Raw genomic sequence first — 16,830 nt, 5'->3', positions numbered from 1 at the left:
GGGCGAACTTGCACCACTCGGCGGAACCCGAGGGCGAGACGGGAAGAAGGAAAGGGGACCGGGTGGGAGGCAGAGTCAAATGACGAGGGGTTCGAGGACGGCGCGGAGCTCTCCGGGGACCGGAGTCACCTCGCGGCCCTCCCCCGTCACGTAGACGTGCACGAAGCGTCCGACCGCCGCCGGCTCCTCTGACCCCTGGAACAGCCCGATCTCGTACACGACACTGGACCGCCCGAGCTTGGTGACGGCCAGACCCGCCTCGACGGGCAGCGGGAAGCGCAACTCACGCAGGAACCGGCATCCGGTCTCCGCCACGATGCCGTAGGCCTCCAGTTGCCGGATGTCGACACCCGTCGCCTCGATCAGATACCCATTCACCGCCGTGTCGAAGTACGAGTAGTACTTGACGTTGTTGACGTGCCCGTAGACATCCTCGTCCTCCCAGCGGGTGCCGATGGGACGCAGGACCGGATAGCCGGAGCGGAGCCGTTCGGTCACGATGCCTCTTCCTCGTCCTCACGCAGCCGCTGGCTGATGACCGCGGAGACGCCGTCGCCGCGCATCGACACGCCGTACAGCGCGTCGGCCACCTCCATCGTGCGCTTCTGATGAGTGATGACGATGAGCTGGCTGTTGGCGCGCAGCTCCTCATAGATCTCCAGCAGGCGCCCGAGATTGGTGTCATCGAGTGCGGCCTCGACCTCGTCGAGGATGTAGAAGGGACTCGGCCGGGCCTTGAACAGCGACACCAGGAAGGCCACGGCCACCAGGGATCGTTCGCCGCCGGAGAGCAGCGAGAGCCGCTTGACCTTCTTGCCCGGGGGTCGCGCCTCGACATCGATGCCGGTCGTCAACATGTTCGAGGGGTCGGTGAGCACGATCTTGCCCTCGCCACCAGGAAACAACCGGCCGAACACATGCGCGAACTCCCGCTCGACGTCCTGCCACGCCTCGGTGAAGACCTGCTCCACCCTCCGATCGACCTCCTCGACGATCTCGAGCAGATCCTGACGAGTCTTCTTCAGGTCGTCGAGCTGCTCGGAGAGGAACTGGTGACGCTCCTCCAGCGCCGCGAACTCCTCCAGTGCGAGCGGATTGACCTTGCCGAGCATCGCGAGCGACTTCTCAGCCGTCTTGAGCCGTCTGGCCTGCTCCTCGCGCACGAAGGGCACGGGCTCGGCGTCCTCGTCCCCCAACACTGGGACGAGCTGGTCCGGCCCGTACTCGCCCACCAAGGTCTCCGGATCGATACCGACCTCGGCGAGCGCCCGCTCATGGAGCTGCTCCAAGCGCAGCACCAACTGCGAACGTGCCATCTCGTCGCGGTGCACGGAGTCCGTCAGCTGCTTGAGCTCGTTCTCGAGATCGCGCACGCGCGTGCGGACCTCCCGCACCTGCTGCTCACGACCGGCGCGAGCCTGCTCGATCTGCGTGCGGCGCTCGGAGGCCCGGCCGATTGAGGTCTCGAGGCGTTGCAGTGCCGTATCGATGCCGCCAAGGACAGCCGTGGCGGTCTCGGCCTCGCGCCGGCGCTGTTCTCGACGCTGCGCGGCGCGTTGCCGGGCCTCGCGCTCGGCTGCGGCTGCTCGCAACATGTTCTCGACCTGCGTCGCGAGGGCACGAGCGCGCTCCTCGGCGGTACGTAGCGCGAGGCGCGCGTCGGTCTCACCGCGGCGGGCAGCCGAGGCGGCATCGGCGAGTTCCTCGAGATGGCTGGTGTCCGGCTCCTCGTCGGGTGCCGACTCGGCCTGCTCGACTCGATCCTCCAACTCGGCGAGCCCCGCCAGGGCCTCCTCGCGAGCGACCTGGGCCTGCTCGATGGAGGCCTCCAACCGCTCCGCCTCGGCGGTCGAGGCCCGGGAGGCGGTGCCGAGCTCACCGAGCTTCTCGGCGACCGCTGACATCGCGGCATCCGACTCATGCAGCCGACTGAGGGCGGCATCGACCAGGCTCTGTGCCTCCTCGAGCTCGCCGGTGGCCTTCTCGGTCTCGAAGCGGAGGCGGTCGAGGTCGGCACCGACCTCGGAGAGCTGCGTATCCGCCTCCTCGATCGCCGCGGTCACCTCCAGCAGGCTCTGACTCGCCGACGAGCCCCCCTCGGCGAAGTGCGCGCCGAGGCGGTCCCCCTCACTGGTGACGGCGACGACCTCGGGCGCGGAAGCCACCAGCGCCCGCGCGGCCGCGAGATCGTTGACGACCGCAACCTTGTCGAGCAGCCGGTGCAGCGCCGGCCGGAGATCGGGCGGCGCGTCGATCAGGTCGATCGCGTAGGACGCGCCGGACGGCAGGTCGGGCCAGTCCCCATCGAGGGCAGGAGCGCCACCGAGCACGATGCCCGCACGTCCGAGATCGTGCTCCTTGAGTCGCTCGATGGCCCCGACGGCCGCAGGCGCACCGGAGACGGCAAGCGCATCGGCCGCGGCGCCGAGGGCCGCGGCAAGGGCGGCCTCATGGCCCGGGTGCACGGTGATGAGCGTGGCCACCGAGCCAAGGAGACCGTCGACCTCCTCGGGCACGGCGAGCAGCGCTCCCGCGCCGTCCTTGCGAGCGAGGCCGAGCTCGAGCGCCTCCTTGCGCGCGCGCAGCGCGTCCTGACGACGCTCGGCCTCGTGACGACGCTGTTCGAGGGACTTGGTCGCCTCCTCGGCGGCCGCCAATCGTTCCTCGGCGGTCTCCAGCTCCTCGTCGAGTCCGGTCTCCCCCGCGCTGAGGCCGGCGATCTGGCTCTCCAGCGCGGTGAACTCGCGCTGGGCCTGCTCCGCCCGGTCCCGTGCCGCCTCGGCCGCAGCGGTGAGACGGCCGATCTCGTCGTCGGCCGCGGCGGCACGGCTCTTGACGGTACTGAGCTGGCCATGCAGCCGGGCGAGACCTTCGCGACGATCTGCGGCAGCGCGCAGAAGTCCGGCGATCCGGCGCTCCTCGGCCGTGTACTCCTCCTCGGCGGCACGACGGCGCTCGATGATCTCGGCGAGCGACTGCTGGGCCTGCTCGACCATCCGTTCCAGCTCGGCATGCTCGTCGCGGGCCCGGCGCGCGTCAGCCTCGAGTTCCTCGGGATCGCGGCCCGGAACCCGATCGTCCTCGGCTTCCGCCTGTGCCAGCCGGATGCGCTCGCGCGCCAGCCCGGCCATGCCGTTGAACCGCTCGCGCACGCTGGTCAGCGCATACCAGGTCTCATTGGCCGCGGCGAGCTGTGGGGCATCGGCGGCCAGCGCCTGCTCGAGTTCCGTCTCTGCGGAACGCGCCTCGCGTAGGGCGGTCTCGGCATCGCTCTGACGCTGCTTGAGCGCCTGCTCGTCGGCGAGCTCGGTCTCGATGGTGGTGGTAGCCGTGACGATCTCATCAGCCAGCAGGCGCGCACGTGCATCGCGCACATCAGCCTGGATGACGGCGGCCTTGCGTGCCACCTCGGCCTGCCGACCCAAGGGTTTGAGCTGACGTCGCAGCTCGGTGAGCACGTCGTTCAAGCGAGTGAGATTGCCCTGCGTGGCCTCCAGCTTGCGCAGCGCCTTCTCTTTGCGCTTGCGGTGCTTCAGGACACCAGCCGCCTCCTCGACGAAGCCGCGGCGCTCCTCGGGAGTCGCCCGCAGGATCGTGTCCAGCTGGCCCTGGCCGACGATCACGTGCATCTCGCGACCGATGCCCGAGTCGCTCAGCAACTCTTGGACGTCCAACAGCCGACAGGTGTTGCCGTTGATCGCGTACTCGGAGCCGCCGCTGCGGAACATCGTCCGCGAGATGGTGACCTCGGTGTAGTCGATCGGCAACGCCCCATCGGTGTTGTCGATGGTGAGGACGACCTCGGCCCGACCGAGCGGGGGGCGGCCGGCGGTACCGGCGAAGATGACATCTTCCATCTTGCCGCCGCGCAGCGACTTGACGCCCTGCTCGCCCATGACCCACGACAGCGCGTCGACGACATTGGACTTGCCCGAGCCATTCGGCCCCACGACGGCGGTGATGCCGGGCTCCAGCTGCAGCGTCGTCGAGGACGCGAAGGACTTGAAGCCTCGCAGCGTGAGGGTCTTGAGATACACCACGTCTCCCGAAGCGGCCGGCGGAACGACTACTGGCTCACCCTAGTGGATCGCGACGTGCGGCCCGCGCGTCACGCGCCGCGAGACGACGAACGGCCCCGCACCGAGGCACGGGACCGGATTCAGCGCGAGGCGGGCTCGAAGAGCTCGGCGACGTCGTCGACGCGCGATCCGAGCGCCTCGACCAGGCCGTCGTTCTCGGCCTTCAGACGCAGCACCTCGGCCTCGAGATCGGCGACCCGGCGACGCAGCCGAGCCAGCTCACCGGCGGCGTGGTCATAGGACGGGCCTGCCAGGTAACCGACGAGCGCTTTGGCCATGAGAGTCCTTCACGGGAGAGACCGACAGGGAAGGCAGACGCGAAGACTGCCATCGTCCAGTGTCTCACCGGCCCGCCGGGAGGGTCAAATCGCCCCGTGCGCGCCGGTGACAGGGCTCAGTCGGCCCCGGGTGCCCGCCGAGGACGCGGCTCCGCCCTAGGGTGGAGAGCGTGTCCGACCTCTTCACCTCACCCACCGGCGACTGGACCGCGGTCTCCCCACGGCTCGCGACGGCCCGTCGACTCATCGGCGTCTCCTGCGGCGGCGTCCTGCTCCTCGTGGGCATCGTCGTCACCGTGCTGCTGTGGTGGTGGCTCGGCGTCCCCATCGCGATCGTCGGCATCGTCATCGCCGCCTGGGTGTGGTGGTGGGCGCCCCGCAACCGTCGCAGCTGGGGGTACACCGAGGGCCCCGAGGACTTCGTCGTGCGGGGCGGCATCATGTTCCGCCGACTCGTCGCCGTGCCCTACGGGCGGATGCAGTTCGTGGACGTCGAAGCGGGGCCGGTCGCGCGGCAGTTCGGCTTCGCGACGGTCACCCTGCACACCGCCAGCACCAAGACCGCCGCCGGCATCCCGGGAGTGCCGATCGACGAGGCCAACCGGCTGCGCAACCGCCTGACCGAGCTCGGCGACTCCGGGGGCGCCGGTGTCTGAGCTGCCACCGGACGACCTCGAGTCGCCCGAGGAACCGGGAACCCCGGCCGTCCCCGCCGGCGCCCAGACCGAGGGGCGGCGCACCCATCCGCTGACCGCCCTGGTCCAGGGCGGGATCTGGGCGGGCCTGGGCATCGTCGGACTCTTCAATGCCTTCGTCAACGGAGACTCTTTCAGCCTGTTCAGCGGCGTCATCGCCGTCGCCGCCGCTGTGGCGGGAGGGCTGCTGATCGGACTGATCGCGGGTTTCCTCCGGTGGTACTTCACCCGGTACTTCATCGACGGCACCGAACTGCGCATCGAGTCGGGGGTCATCTTCCGCACCTCCCGCCGCATCCCCTATGAGCGGCTCCAGTCCGTCGACATCGACGAGCCCTTCCTGGCCCGCCTGGTCAAGCTCTCGGAGCTGCACATGGAGATGGCCGGCGGCGGAGAATCGCGGTCCACCCTGCGTTTCCTGCCGCTTGACGAATCCCGCCAGCTACGCCGCGTCCTGCTGGCGCGCGCCCATGGCGCGGGTGCCGACGAGGCCGTCGCCGTTGCCGAGGAGCAGCGTGAGGTCATCACAGTCGTCGGACCCGATCGCATCATCATCGGCACCTTGCTGTCCCTGGACTTCCTCTTCGCCGTCGCCGCGATCGTGACCCTGCTGATCGTCGGCTTCGCGGTGCCCGATGCCTGGGCCGTCCTGGGCGGCATCATCCCCACCGGTTTCTGGCTGGTCCAGATCATCGGCAGCCGCGTGATCGCCCAGTGGAACTTCACGCTGTCGCGTGGATCTCGGGGGTTGCGGATCGAGCGCGGGCTGCTGTCACGCAGCTCGCAGACGATCCCCTATGAGCGCGTACAGGGCATCGCCGTGGTCGAGCCGTTCATCTGGCGCAAGCTCGGATGGCAGCGTCTGTCGGTCGACATCGCGGGGTACGGGGCGTCAGCCGACGAGGAGAACGGCGTCTCCGACACCACGCTGCTGCCGATCAGTGATCCACCGCTCGCCCGGGCCGTGGCCGAGGAGCTCATCGCCGGCTCAGATCCCGATAGCGTCGAACGTACGCCGGTCTCTCGCCGCTCCTGGGTCTTCGCGCCGATCGGCTACCGCTTCCGCTGGGTGGGGGCCTCGGACCGGACCTTCGTCGCCCGCGAGGGATGGATATCGCGGCACACCGATCTCGTCCCGCATCACAAGACGCAGTCGGTCGCATTGCGTCAGGGTCCCCTGCAACGCTGGCGGAAGGTGGCGACGATCGAGGTTCACACACCGCCTGGCCCCGTCAATGCCGAGGGCCGCCATCTCGACGCCTTGGTTGCCCGCGAGATCGCCGACCAGCAGATCGCCCGCGCCCCGCACTAGCGGTCCAGGCCGTCAACCGCCGGAGGTGGCGTCCTCCGCGGCGAGGTCGATGGCCCCCGTGAGCTCGCGGGAGTCGAGCCACGCATCAGGCAGGTGCACACGCTTGGGTGATCCCTGCCGCCCGCGAGGCGTTCCGAGCTCGGAGACCGGATACGGCTCGGCGGGATCGAGCTCGGCGAGCAACCCATCGAGGGCGGCGTATGACGACACCATCCCGAGATGCTCGCGGATGCGGCTGCCGGCCCTGAAGCCCTTGAGATACCACGACACGTGCTTGCGGAACTCCACGCACCCGCGTTCCTCGCCCAACCATGCACCGAGCAGTTCCGCGTGGCGGCGCATCACGTCCAGCACCTCTCCGAGGCGCGGCAGCTCCTGGACCGTCTCGCCGGCGAAGGCCGCCGCCAGGTCGCGGAAGAGCCACGGCCGGCCAAGGCAGCCACGACCCACGACCACCCCGTCGCAACCGGTCTGCTCCACCATGGCGATGGCATCGGCGGCTTCCCAGATATCACCGTTGCCGAGCACCGGAATGGACGACACAGCGGCCTTCAGCTCACCGATGGAGTCCCAATCGGCGCGACCCGAGTAATGCTGGGATGCGGTCCGACCGTGCAAGGCGATCGCTGCTGCCCCGGTGTCCTCGGCGATGCGCCCGGCGTCCAGATAGGTGAGGTGATCATCGTCGATGCCTTTGCGGGTCTTCACGGTGACGGGGACTCCGTACGGCCGAGCCGCCTCCACAGCCGCGGTGAGGATCTGCCCGAGGAGCCTCGCCTTCCACGGCAATGCCGCTCCCCCGCCTTTGCGGGTGATCTTGGCGACGGGACAGCCGAAGTTCAGGTCGACGTGATCGACCCCGTGCTCACCGCACAGCACGCGCACCGCCTCGCCCATCGTGACGGGATCGACGCCGTAGAGCTGCACGGACTTGACCGACTCATTGGGCGCGAAGGTCAGCATCGAGAGGCTGACACGGTCCCTCTCGACGAGTCCACGTGAGGTGATCATCTCGCAGACATACAGTCCCGCGCCCTGTTCGGCGCACAGCTGCCGGAAGGCGGCATTCGTGACACCGGCCATCGGCGCGAGCACGACGGGCGTGTCGACCTCGATGGATTCGCCGAGACGCAAGGGTCCGGGCAGCGTGGCGGTGGGCATGCCATCCAGTCTCTCAGCCCCCACAACCGAAACCTCAGGAGCCCGTTGAGTGTGGGGGCACCTCCCTGGACGAAGCGCAGCGGAGCCCGTTGAGTGTGACGTTCGGACGGCAAAACACGCTCTTTTACCGTCCGAACGTCACACTCAACGGGTTGCTCACTCCTCGGGGGCAGGGACGGTCCAGCGGATCGCGGAGGCCGCGTCGGTGATCTGCAGATCGATGGACTCCACCTGCTGGTCCGGCGCGACGAGATAGACGAGGCACTGCTCGATCTGCTCGCCGACCTCCAGATCGGCGGGTATCGCCGTCGGAGGGCAGGGCTCGAAGGAACCGACGATCGAGTTGGCGGTCAGCAGCGTGCGGTCGTCGGTGTGGACGAAGATCGGCAACGAGGTGGTCCCCGGCGTACCAGGACCCTCGTTGACGACGGTGACGCGCACATACCGCGGCGAGGAGGCGGCGTCCTCCTCGGTCAACGAGAACAGCGAGAAGTCCGCGATATCACCGGTATCGACCGCGGTGACGGCCACCGTGAGAGCGGTCGCATCCTCGGCATCCTCCGGATAGGCGACCGTGGCGCTCTCACCGAGGTCCAGCTCCGTGCCGCCCTCGGTGAGCGTCACGCCGTCCGGCGGTTCCAGACCGGTCGGATCTTCGTCGTCCTCACCGCCGGAGCAGCCGCCCGCGACGAGGGCGAGCGCCAGCACCGTGCCGACATACCAGGGTGTCCTGCTCACGAGAGTCAGCGTGCCGGACGGCCGGTCAGGCGCCGATGAGGCGCGCCGCGAGGTATCCCTCGACCTGGTCGAGGGAGATACGCTCCTGGTTCATGGAGTCGCGCTCGCGGATCGTCACGGCCTGGTCCTCGAGGGTGTCGAAGTCGACCGTGATGCAGAACGGCGTGCCGATCTCGTCCTGGCGGCGGTAGCGCTTGCCGATCGCCTGGGCGTCGTCGAAGTCGACATTCCAGTTCCGGCGCAGCTGCGCCGCGAGGTCACGGGCCTTCGGCGAGAGGGCCTCATTGCGCGAGAGCGGCAGTACCGCGGCCTTGACCGGGGCAAGGCGCGGATCGAGCTTGAGCACCGTGCGCTTGTCGACCCCTCCCTTGGCGTTCGGAGCCTCGTCCTCGGTGTACGCGTCGACCAGGAAAGCCATCATGGACCGGTTGAGCCCGGCCGCGGGCTCGATGACATAAGGAGTCCAGCGCTCGTTGTTCTGCTGATCGAAGTACGACAGATCCTGGCCCGAGTGCTCGCTGTGCGTCGTGAGATCGAAGTCGGTGCGATTCGCCACGCCCTCCAGCTCGCCCCACTCCGATCCGGTGAAGCCGAAGCGGTACTCGATGTCGACCGTGCGCTTGGAGTAGTGCGAGAGCTTCTCGGCCGGGTGCTCGTACAGCCGCAGGTTCTCGGGGTCGACGCCGAGACCGGTGTACCAGGACATCCGCTCGTCGATCCAGTAGTCGTGCCATTCCTCGTCCGAGCCCGGGGCGACGAAGAACTCCATCTCCATCTGCTCGAACTCGCGCGTACGGAAGATGAAATTGCCCGGCGTGATCTCATTGCGGAAGCTCTTGCCGATCTGGCCGATGCCGAAGGGCGGCTTCTTGCGCGAGGTGGTCATGACCTGGGCGAAGTTGATGAAGATGCCCTGGGCGGTCTCGGGACGCAGATAGTGCAGGCCCTCATCGGACTCGACGGGACCGAGGAAGGTCTTGAGCAGACCGTTGAACATCCGCGGTTCGGTCCACTCGCCGCGCGTACCACAGTTCGCGCAGACGATATCGGTCATCGGAACGGCATCGGGGTCGTCGAGACCCTTCTTCTCCGCGTAGGCCTCCTGCAGGTGATCCTGGCGGAAGCGCTTGTGACACGAGAGGCACTCGACGAGCGGGTCGACGAAGGCCGACAGGTGTCCCGAGGCCTGCCACACCGGTGTCGGCAGGATCACCGAGGAGTCGAGGCCCACGACATCGTCGCGTCCCTGCACCATGGACTTCCACCACTGGCGCTTGATGTTCTCCTTCAGCTCGGTGCCCATCGGCCCGTAATCCCAGGCCGAACGGGTACCTCCGTAGATCTCCCCGCACTGGTAGACGAATCCTCGGCGCTTGCAGAGGCTGATGACGGTATCGAGAACGGAGGCGGGCATCGCAGACTTCCAATCCGGCTGGGTGTCGGTGGGCGTTCGCAGTGCGTCGTAACGCTCTGCGCCCATGGTCGCCTCAGCCTACTCGGACCGGGCAGCCGACGAGCTCCCGCCCGAGACTTCGCTTCGGAAAGGACCTCCCAGGTGACTCCCGTCACTCAGGTGATCCTGATTTGACAACCATTCCAGAGACTTCTGAGAATGGTTCCCATGCACAGGTCCGCCCTTCCCGCTCTGCTCACCGCATCCGCACTGACCTTCGCGGCATGCGGCACCGACAACCCTGCCGATGACAGCGTGTCCGTCGTGGCGTCGTTCTACCCCGCGCAGTATCTCGCCGAACGAGTCGGCGGCGATCTCGTCGAGGTCTCCACCCTCACCTCCCCCGGTGTCGAGGCCCATGACCTCGAGCTCACCGCCCGGCAGATCGGCGAGCTGCGCGATGCCGACGTCCTGGTGTACCTCGAACACTTCCAGACGGCCGTGGACCAGGCGGTCGGACAAGCCGACCGCGATGCCGCCACGACGGTCGACCTCGCCGCTGGCGTCGACCTGCTCGACGCCTCCGAGGATGACCACTCCCACGAGGAGGACGGGCACGAGGACCACGACCACGGCGCGGACGACCACTCCCACGAGGAGGACGGGCACGAGGACCACGACCACGGCGCGGACGACCACTCCCACGAGGAGGACGGGCACGAGGACCACGACCACGGTGGCGTCGACCCGCACCTGTGGCTCGATCCGACCAACCTGGAGCCCGCAGCCACCGCGATCGCCGACGCGCTGAGCGACGCCGATCCGGACAATGCCGACACGTACCAGGCCAATGCCGATGAGCTGATCGCCGACCTCGAGACCCTCGACGAGGAGTTCGAGACGGGTCTGGCGCAGTGCGAGCGCCGCGAGTTCGTCACCAGCCACGCCGCCTTCTCCTATCTCGCGCACGCCTATGACCTCACCCAGGTGCCGATCGCCGGTATCGACCCGGGTGCCGAGCCCTCGTCGGCACAGCTTGCCGAGATCACCGACCTCGTCCAGGAGGAAGGCATCACCACGATCTTCACCGAGACGCTGGCCTCGCCCGCCCTCGCCGAGACCATCGCCCGCGAGACCGGGGCACGGACGGCTACGCTGGACCCGATCGAGGGCCTCACCGACGAGACCGCCGATGCCGATTACCTGTCGCTCATGCGAGACAATCTCGCCGCACTGCAAGAGGCCAACACCTGCCGATGACACCACCGCTCACCGCCCGCGGGGTCGAAGTCGACCTCGCGGGCGGTCACGTCGTGCGCGGCGTCGACCTCACGGTCGACGCCGGCGAGTTCGTGACCCTGCTCGGCGCCAACGGGTCGGGGAAGTCCACCCTCGTCCGTGCGCTCGTGGGACTCATCCCGTCCCGCGGGTCGATCGAGCTCTTCGGCACTCCGCTGACCCGCTTCCGCGAACGCTGGCGCCTCGGATACGTCCCACAGCGGCCCGGAAGCTCGAGCGGAGTCCCGGCCACGGTGCGCGAGGTGGTCACGAGCGGTCGGCTCGCACACCGTCCCCTGCTCGGCTTCGCCTCCCGCTCGGACCGGGTCGCGGTCGGCGAGGCCATCTCACACGTCCGCCTCGACGCCAAGGCCGACCAGCCCATCACGGAGCTCTCGGGCGGCCAGCAGCAACGTGCCTATATCGCGCGCGCCCTCGTCGGCGATCCGCAGCTGCTCGTCATGGACGAGCCGACCGCTGGCGTGGACGCCGAGAGCGCGGCCGTGCTGGCCTCGCTCATCGGCCACCTCGTCGACGATCACGGCATGGCCGTGCTCATGGTCGCGCACGAACTCGGTCCGATGCGTCCGCTGGTCGACCGTGCGGTCGTGATCGAAGCGGGACGGGTCTCCTATGAGGGACCGGTCGACGGCATCAGACACGATCACGCGCACGACCACCCCCACATCGGAGCACCTGAGCGGGTCCGTCCGGTACCCGAGGAGGGTCCGCTGGGATGACCGATCTGCTCGCCTACGACTTCATGCGCTATGCGCTCATCGCCGCGATCGTCACGGGCCTCGCGGCGCCCGCGGTCGGCACCTACATCGTGCAGCGGCGCCTCGCCCTGCTCGGGGACGGCCTCGGCCACGTCGCGCTGACCGGCGTGGCGCTCGGCCTCCTGACCAATGTGGCCCCGACGTTGACGGCAGTCGCCATCGCGGTGCTCGGCGCCGTGGCGATCGAACTGTTGCGCACCTATGCGAAGACCAGCGGCGATATCGCCCTCGCGATGCTCTTCTACGGGGGCATCGCCGGCGGCGTCATGCTGGTCAATCTGGCCGGAGAGTCCGCATCGACCCTCAACTCCTTCCTGTTCGGCTCGATCACCACGATCGACGCCGCCGACCTGGTCACGGTCGCGATCCTGGGACTCGTCGTGGTCCTACTCTCGATCGGCCTGTCACCACAGTTGTTCGCGGTGTGTCAGGACGAGGACCACGCGCGCGTGAGCGGGGTTCCGGTGCGGCTGTACACGATGCTCGTCGCGGTGCTCGCCGCCGTCACCATCACGGTCGCGATGCGCACGGTGGGACTCCTTCTCGTGTCCGCGCTGATGGTCGTCCCGGTGGCGGCGGCACAGCAGCTGACGCACTCGTTCCGCAGCACCCATCTGGTCGCGATGGTGCTCGGACTGGTCGCCGCCGTCGGCGGCGTGGTGGCGAGCTACGAGATCGACACGCAACCCGGCCCGACCATCGTCATGCTGGCTCTCGCGGTGTTCGCCATGGCAGCCGTGGCACGCGGGCTGATGTCGTTGCGCCGTTCCGCCCCGTAGACTGGCACCGATGAGCACCGCCAGCGACACGCCTCAGCGCAACACCCGTCAACGTCGCGCCGTCCAATCGGTGATGATGGACCTCGAGGGTTTCGCCAGCGCTCAGCAGATCCACGACATCCTCAAACAGCGGGGTGAGTCGGTCGGACTGTCGACGGTCTACCGCAATCTGCAGGCGCTGGCCGATGCGGACCTGCTCGATGCTCTGCGCAATGACGACGGTGAGACGCTCTACCGCCGGTGCTCCTCGGGACATCATCACCATCTGGTGTGTCGCTCATGTGGACGCACCGTCGAAGTGGAGGGTCCCGCGGTCGAACGGTGGGCGGATCTGACAGCCGAGAAGCACGGCTTCCGCGATGTCGAGCACACCTTGGAGATCTTCGGCACATGCGCCGACTGCGCGTCCTGAGCCGGGCCGACTGGTCCGCGCGCGCGGAGGAGCACCGCACGCGGGTCGAGCCCTGGACGCGAGCCCGCGTACGGCGCCGTGAAGTCGGTGAGAAGCACCCGGTATGGGACTTCCTCTTCGAGTACTACAATCTCTCCCCCGGCGGTCTCGAACGCTGGCACCCCGGACTGGACCATGCCCTGGCCGACGCGCCAGAATACGCCCGGCTCGCGTCGTACACGCGCCTCGAGGATCGCACCGTGGCCGCAGACCCGTCGCGCCTGTCCGCACGGCTCCCGCGATTGGCCTGGACACGTGATCTGCTGTCACGTACGGCCGGACGGCCGGGGCGATGGGGCTGCTTCGGCCTGCACGAATGGGCGATGGTGTATCGGCAGCCCGAGCAGCGCCGGCACACCGTCCCTCTCCGCCTCGGCTCGGCCGGCACCGATGCCGTCGTCGAGTCTCATCGACTGACCTGCACGCATACCGACGCGTTCCGCTTCTACACGGACGAGGCGCGGCCCCTCAACGAGCCGTCTCCCACTCGCGAGAACCAGCTCGAGCTTGAGCAGCCCGGCTGCCTGCACGCGAATATGGATCTGTACCGCATCGCCTTCCGGATGCTGCCCTTCGTCGATTCGGAGACCGTCGCCGAGGCCTTCGAGCTTGCCGCTGAGATCCGCGAAGTCGATATGCGCGCCTCGCCCTATGACCTGCGCCCCCACGGCTTCGATCCGATCGCCGTCGAGACCACGGAGGGCAAGGCAGAGTACGTCCGGCGGCAGCGTGACTTCGCCGCGCGGGCGGAACCACTCCGGGCCCGGCTGTTGCACGTCGCCGGCGAACTCATCCATCGAGCAGAGGAGTCGGCCGCATGAGCGAGCGGGACAATGCCGGCACCGAGCCCATCGTCGCTCGGGACGGCGATGAGCTGACGGCACGGGAGGTCTACGCGATCTGGCAGATCCGCGATCTCGTCTTCGCCGTCGAGCAGCAGTGCGATGAGCCGGATGTCGACGGCGTCGACCTCTTGCCCACCACGACACATCTGTGGTGCGCCGATGCCGACGGCATCACGAGCTATCTGCGCACGTATGTGACCGAGGCCGGTATCCGGCGCGTCGGCCGGGTCGCCACCCGCCGGGACGCGCGCGGCCAGGGCCTGTCGAGTCGGCTGCTGCGGGCCGTTCACGATCGGTGGGGCGCCAAGGAGATCCGGATCGGCGCCCAGGCCTACCTCGAGAAGTGGTACGGCTCCTTCGGCTACACACGGACCGGCGACGGCTATGTCGAGGCCGGCATCCCCCACGTCCCGATGGCCCGCCCCGCCTCGTGATCCCCGGCCTCCAAGAGCGGTGGCCTACGCACCCCTGACACGTATCGAGAGGTGCATGACCCACCGCACCTCGAGACGAGAGGTGCGTAGGTCACCGCACGGTGGCGAGGAGGAAGACGGGTTCGACCGGGACCTGCTCGGGAACGGCCTCGCCCTGCTCCGCTGAAGGGAGCGCCAGCGCGGCGAGTGCCGACTCGACCCGCTGACGCAAGGAGGCCTCGTACTCGGCGACCGGCCGGAGGGCGTCGCGGTACTGGGTGCCGTAGGCGAACGACGCGCTCCGCCCGGCATCGAGCTCGACCGCGGCCGCCTCGGCCTCGTCGACCACGTGCTGCAGGGCGGCATCGACCCCGGCCGCGAGACCTTCCTGTCCCGGCGGCACCTCGACGGCATCGAACTCGGACCGGATCTGGTTCATGAGCGGGATCAGCTCATCGCGCACCGGCGCGCCGCTGGCCACAGGTCCGCCGACCACCCGCTGAGGAAGGTCGGCGTCGAGGGCTTGCTGCGCGGCGGCCGCGAAGGGCGCGCCTACGGCCCATTCCTCCAGGACGTCCGCAGCGACATCAAGTCGCTCCTGCAATGCCGCGCGGCGCTGGAGAGCCTCGCGGAAGTCCGCCGAGCGCTCGCTGCCGTACTCGGGAACGTCCTGCGCGGTGGGGAGTCCCATGCGCAGCTCCTCGGCGAGCTCGGCCCCCTGATGAGGTTCGGCCTGAAGATCGACCGCGCTCAACCGCTCGGTGATCTCAGCCTGGAAGGAGTCCAAAACATCGTGCAGCCGTGCCGCCTCGGCCTCGGCACGATCGATCGCCCCGTTCTTCTGGTGGCGATCGACCAGATAGATGCCGGTACCGCCGACGAGCAGCAACAGCACCGTCAACAGGCCGAGGGTCGGGCGAATCCTCATCGCAGCGGCGCCACCTGGTGTCGTCGCAGTCCGTAGGTGACCGCGTCGACGAGCGCCCGCCAGGAGGCTTCGACCATATTGGCGCCGACACCGACCGTGACCCAGGTGGCGACACCGTCGGTCGTGTCGATGAGAACCCGGGTGACCGCATCGGTGCCGTGCCCCTGGTCGAGGATGCGGACGCGGAAGTCGGTGAGGTGGAATCGCGCCACATCGGGGTAGACCTGCTCGATGGCCTGCCGGAGCGCGTGGTCGAGTGCGTTGACCGGACCATTGCCCTCGCCGATGACGGCGAGACGATGGCCACCCGCGCGCAGCTTGACCGTCGCCTCTGCCAGCGCCTCGCCGTCTCCAGCCGACTCGGCGATGACGCGCCAGGACTCGATATCGAAGTAACTCGGCTTGGCCCCCTCGACCTCCTCCATGAGCAGCAGCTCGAAGGAGGCGTCAGCCGCCTCGAAGGTGTAGCCCTCCTGCTCCAGGCGCTTGACCCGGTCGGTCACCCGCGAGAGCGTCTCGGCGTCTCCGGAGAGGTCGAAGCCAAGCTCGCGGCCCTTCAGCTCGATCGTGGCGCGTCCGGCCATCTCGGAGACCAGCAGTCGCATGTCATTGCCGACCAGCGAGGGATCCATGTGCTGGTAGAGATTGGGGTCGACGCGGATCGCGCTGGCGTGCAGGCCCGCCTTGTGTGCGAAGGCTGAGACGCCCGTGTACGGCTGGCGAGCCGAGGGCGGGTAGTTCGTGATCTCGCTGATCGCGTGGGCGATCCGGGTGGCATCGCGGAGCGCGCCCTCCGGCATGACCGACATGCCGAGTTTGAACTCCAGATTTGCGACGCTCGTGATCAAGTCGGCATTGCCGGTGCGCTCGCCGTAGCCGTTGATGCAGCCCTGCAGGTGCGTGGCACCGGCGCGGACCGCGGCCAGCGAGTTCGCCACGGCGCACCCGGTGTCGTTGTGGGCGTGGATGCCGAGGCGCGCCCCGGTCGCCTCCTTCACCTCGGCGACGATATCGCCGACCCAGTGCGGCAGCATGCCGCCATTGGTGTCGCACAGGACCGCGACCTCTGCGCCCGCCTCCGTCGCCGTGCGGACGACCTCCAACGCGTACTCCTTGTTGTCGAGGAAGCCGTTGAAGAAGTGCTCACAGTCCAGGAACACGCGCTGACCTTCGCGGCGCAGGTGCTCCACCGTGTCGCGCACCATCGCGAGGTTCTCCTCCAGCGTGGTGCGCAGCGCGAGCTCGACGTGCTTGTCGTGGCTCTTGGCCACGAGCGTGACCACCGACGCGCCGCTGTCGCGGAGGGCGGACACCAACGGATCATCGGCGGCGGCAACTCCCGCACGCCGAGTGGACCCGAAGGCCGCCAGCGTGGCGTGCTTCAGCTCGAGCTCCTTGGCGGCGAGAGCGAAGAACTCGGTGTCCTTCGGATTCGATCCGGGCCATCCGCCCTCGATGTACCCCACCCCCAGGTCGTCGAGATGCTGCGCGATCGTCAGCTTGTCTTGCACGGAGAGATTGAGTCCCTCCTGCTGGGCGCCGTCGCGCATTGTCGTGTCGTACACGTGGAAGTCCGCGCGGGCCATGGTGCCGTGTGCCGGGGTGTCGCTGCTGCTCATCGTTCCTTCGGTCCTTCGCTTCTGACGGGTGCGCGGCCAACAAAAAAGCCCCCCGATACGGGAGGCTGCGCGTCGACGGGGA

General features: G+C 68.5%; 16 protein-coding genes. 8 read left to right on the top strand and 8 right to left on the bottom strand.

Going from position 1 to position 16,830, the window contains the following annotated elements; all coding sequences use genetic code 11:
* Window positions 1-75 precede the first annotated feature (75 nt).
* From BHE97_RS05910 to BHE97_RS05900, 3 genes are all read right to left on the bottom strand, one after another.
* Window positions 76-498 carry a thioesterase family protein gene (locus tag BHE97_RS05910; protein WP_087623079.1) on the bottom strand — a complete coding sequence of 141 codons (423 nt, stop codon included), beginning with the start codon at window positions 496-498 and terminating at the stop codon, window positions 76-78.
* Entirely contained in the window at window positions 495-4,037 is a 3,543-nt protein-coding gene (gene smc, locus BHE97_RS05905; RefSeq protein ID WP_087623078.1) for a chromosome segregation protein SMC, read from the bottom strand. The genes BHE97_RS05910 and smc overlap by 4 nt, the downstream gene beginning before the upstream one ends.
* 122 nt (window positions 4,038-4,159) lie before the next feature.
* A complete protein-coding gene (locus BHE97_RS05900) occupies window positions 4,160-4,357 on the bottom strand; it encodes a hypothetical protein (protein WP_087623077.1) in 198 nt (65 codons plus the stop codon).
* Between the two features lie 170 nt (window positions 4,358-4,527).
* Here BHE97_RS05900 and BHE97_RS05895 point away from each other — a divergent pair, with 170 nt between their 5' ends.
* Window positions 4,528-5,013: a PH domain-containing protein gene (locus tag BHE97_RS05895; protein WP_087623115.1), complete on the top strand. Its 486-nt coding sequence runs from the start codon at window positions 4,528-4,530 to the stop codon at window positions 5,011-5,013.
* Window positions 5,006-6,364, top strand: a complete 1,359-nt coding sequence (locus tag BHE97_RS05890; RefSeq protein ID WP_087623076.1) for a PH domain-containing protein — start codon at window positions 5,006-5,008, stop codon at window positions 6,362-6,364. The genes BHE97_RS05895 and BHE97_RS05890 overlap by 8 nt, the downstream gene beginning before the upstream one ends.
* Window positions 6,365-6,376: 12 nt before the next feature.
* Here BHE97_RS05890 and dusB read toward each other — a convergent pair whose 3' ends face one another.
* From dusB to BHE97_RS05875, 3 genes are all read right to left on the bottom strand, one after another.
* Window positions 6,377-7,525 (bottom strand): tRNA dihydrouridine synthase DusB, encoded by a 1,149-nt coding sequence (dusB, locus tag BHE97_RS05885; protein ID WP_087623075.1) that lies wholly within the window; start codon window positions 7,523-7,525, stop codon window positions 6,377-6,379.
* A gap of 156 nt (window positions 7,526-7,681) precedes the next feature.
* Window positions 7,682-8,263 carry a hypothetical protein gene (locus BHE97_RS05880; RefSeq protein WP_087623074.1) on the bottom strand — a complete coding sequence of 194 codons (582 nt, stop codon included), beginning with the start codon at window positions 8,261-8,263 and terminating at the stop codon, window positions 7,682-7,684.
* Window positions 8,264-8,288: 25 nt separating this feature from the next.
* Window positions 8,289-9,677 carry a glycine--tRNA ligase gene (locus BHE97_RS05875; RefSeq protein ID WP_236757542.1) on the bottom strand — a complete coding sequence of 463 codons (1,389 nt, stop codon included), beginning with the start codon at window positions 9,675-9,677 and terminating at the stop codon, window positions 8,289-8,291.
* Window positions 9,678-9,884: 207 nt separating this feature from the next.
* On the opposite strand from BHE97_RS05875, the gene BHE97_RS05870 reads away from it, so the two are divergent.
* Genes BHE97_RS05870 through BHE97_RS05845 form a run of 6 tightly spaced genes read left to right on the top strand, consistent with a single transcriptional unit; the run spans window position 9,885 to window position 14,222 of the window.
* A complete protein-coding gene (locus BHE97_RS05870) occupies window positions 9,885-10,916 on the top strand; it encodes a zinc ABC transporter substrate-binding protein (protein ID WP_087623072.1) in 1,032 nt (343 codons plus the stop codon).
* On the top strand, window positions 10,913-11,674 hold the full coding sequence (locus tag BHE97_RS05865) for a metal ABC transporter ATP-binding protein (RefSeq protein WP_087623071.1): 762 nt from the start codon (window positions 10,913-10,915) through the stop codon (window positions 11,672-11,674). The genes BHE97_RS05870 and BHE97_RS05865 overlap by 4 nt, the downstream gene beginning before the upstream one ends.
* The gene (locus BHE97_RS05860; RefSeq protein ID WP_087623070.1) at window positions 11,671-12,492 is read left to right on the top strand and encodes a metal ABC transporter permease; all 822 of its coding nucleotides are present in this window, start codon (window positions 11,671-11,673) and stop codon (window positions 12,490-12,492) included. Before BHE97_RS05865 ends, BHE97_RS05860 begins: the two co-directional genes overlap by 4 nt.
* Window positions 12,493-12,502: 10 nt before the next feature.
* Window positions 12,503-12,904 (top strand): Fur family transcriptional regulator, encoded by a 402-nt coding sequence (locus BHE97_RS05855; protein WP_087623069.1) that lies wholly within the window; start codon window positions 12,503-12,505, stop codon window positions 12,902-12,904.
* Window positions 12,883-13,764 carry a hypothetical protein gene (locus tag BHE97_RS05850; RefSeq protein ID WP_087623068.1) on the top strand — a complete coding sequence of 294 codons (882 nt, stop codon included), beginning with the start codon at window positions 12,883-12,885 and terminating at the stop codon, window positions 13,762-13,764. Before BHE97_RS05855 ends, BHE97_RS05850 begins: the two co-directional genes overlap by 22 nt.
* The gene (locus tag BHE97_RS05845; RefSeq protein WP_087623067.1) at window positions 13,761-14,222 is read left to right on the top strand and encodes a GNAT family N-acetyltransferase; all 462 of its coding nucleotides are present in this window, start codon (window positions 13,761-13,763) and stop codon (window positions 14,220-14,222) included. Before BHE97_RS05850 ends, BHE97_RS05845 begins: the two co-directional genes overlap by 4 nt.
* Before the next feature lie 91 nt (window positions 14,223-14,313).
* Here BHE97_RS05845 and BHE97_RS05840 read toward each other — a convergent pair whose 3' ends face one another.
* Both BHE97_RS05840 and cimA read right to left on the bottom strand, forming a co-directional pair.
* On the bottom strand, window positions 14,314-15,129 hold the full coding sequence (locus BHE97_RS05840) for a hypothetical protein (RefSeq protein WP_087623066.1): 816 nt from the start codon (window positions 15,127-15,129) through the stop codon (window positions 14,314-14,316).
* Entirely contained in the window at window positions 15,126-16,748 is a 1,623-nt protein-coding gene (gene cimA, locus BHE97_RS05835; protein WP_236757540.1) for a citramalate synthase, read from the bottom strand. The genes BHE97_RS05840 and cimA overlap by 4 nt, the downstream gene beginning before the upstream one ends.
* Window positions 16,749-16,830 lie beyond the last annotated feature (82 nt).

The sequence above is a fragment of the Aeromicrobium sp. PE09-221 genome, assembly GCF_002174305.1.
Classification (GTDB): Bacteria; Actinomycetota; Actinomycetes; order Propionibacteriales; family Nocardioidaceae; genus Aeromicrobium.
The sequence above is the reverse complement of the archived record's forward strand: the minus strand, read 5'-3'. Positions and strand labels throughout refer to the sequence as shown.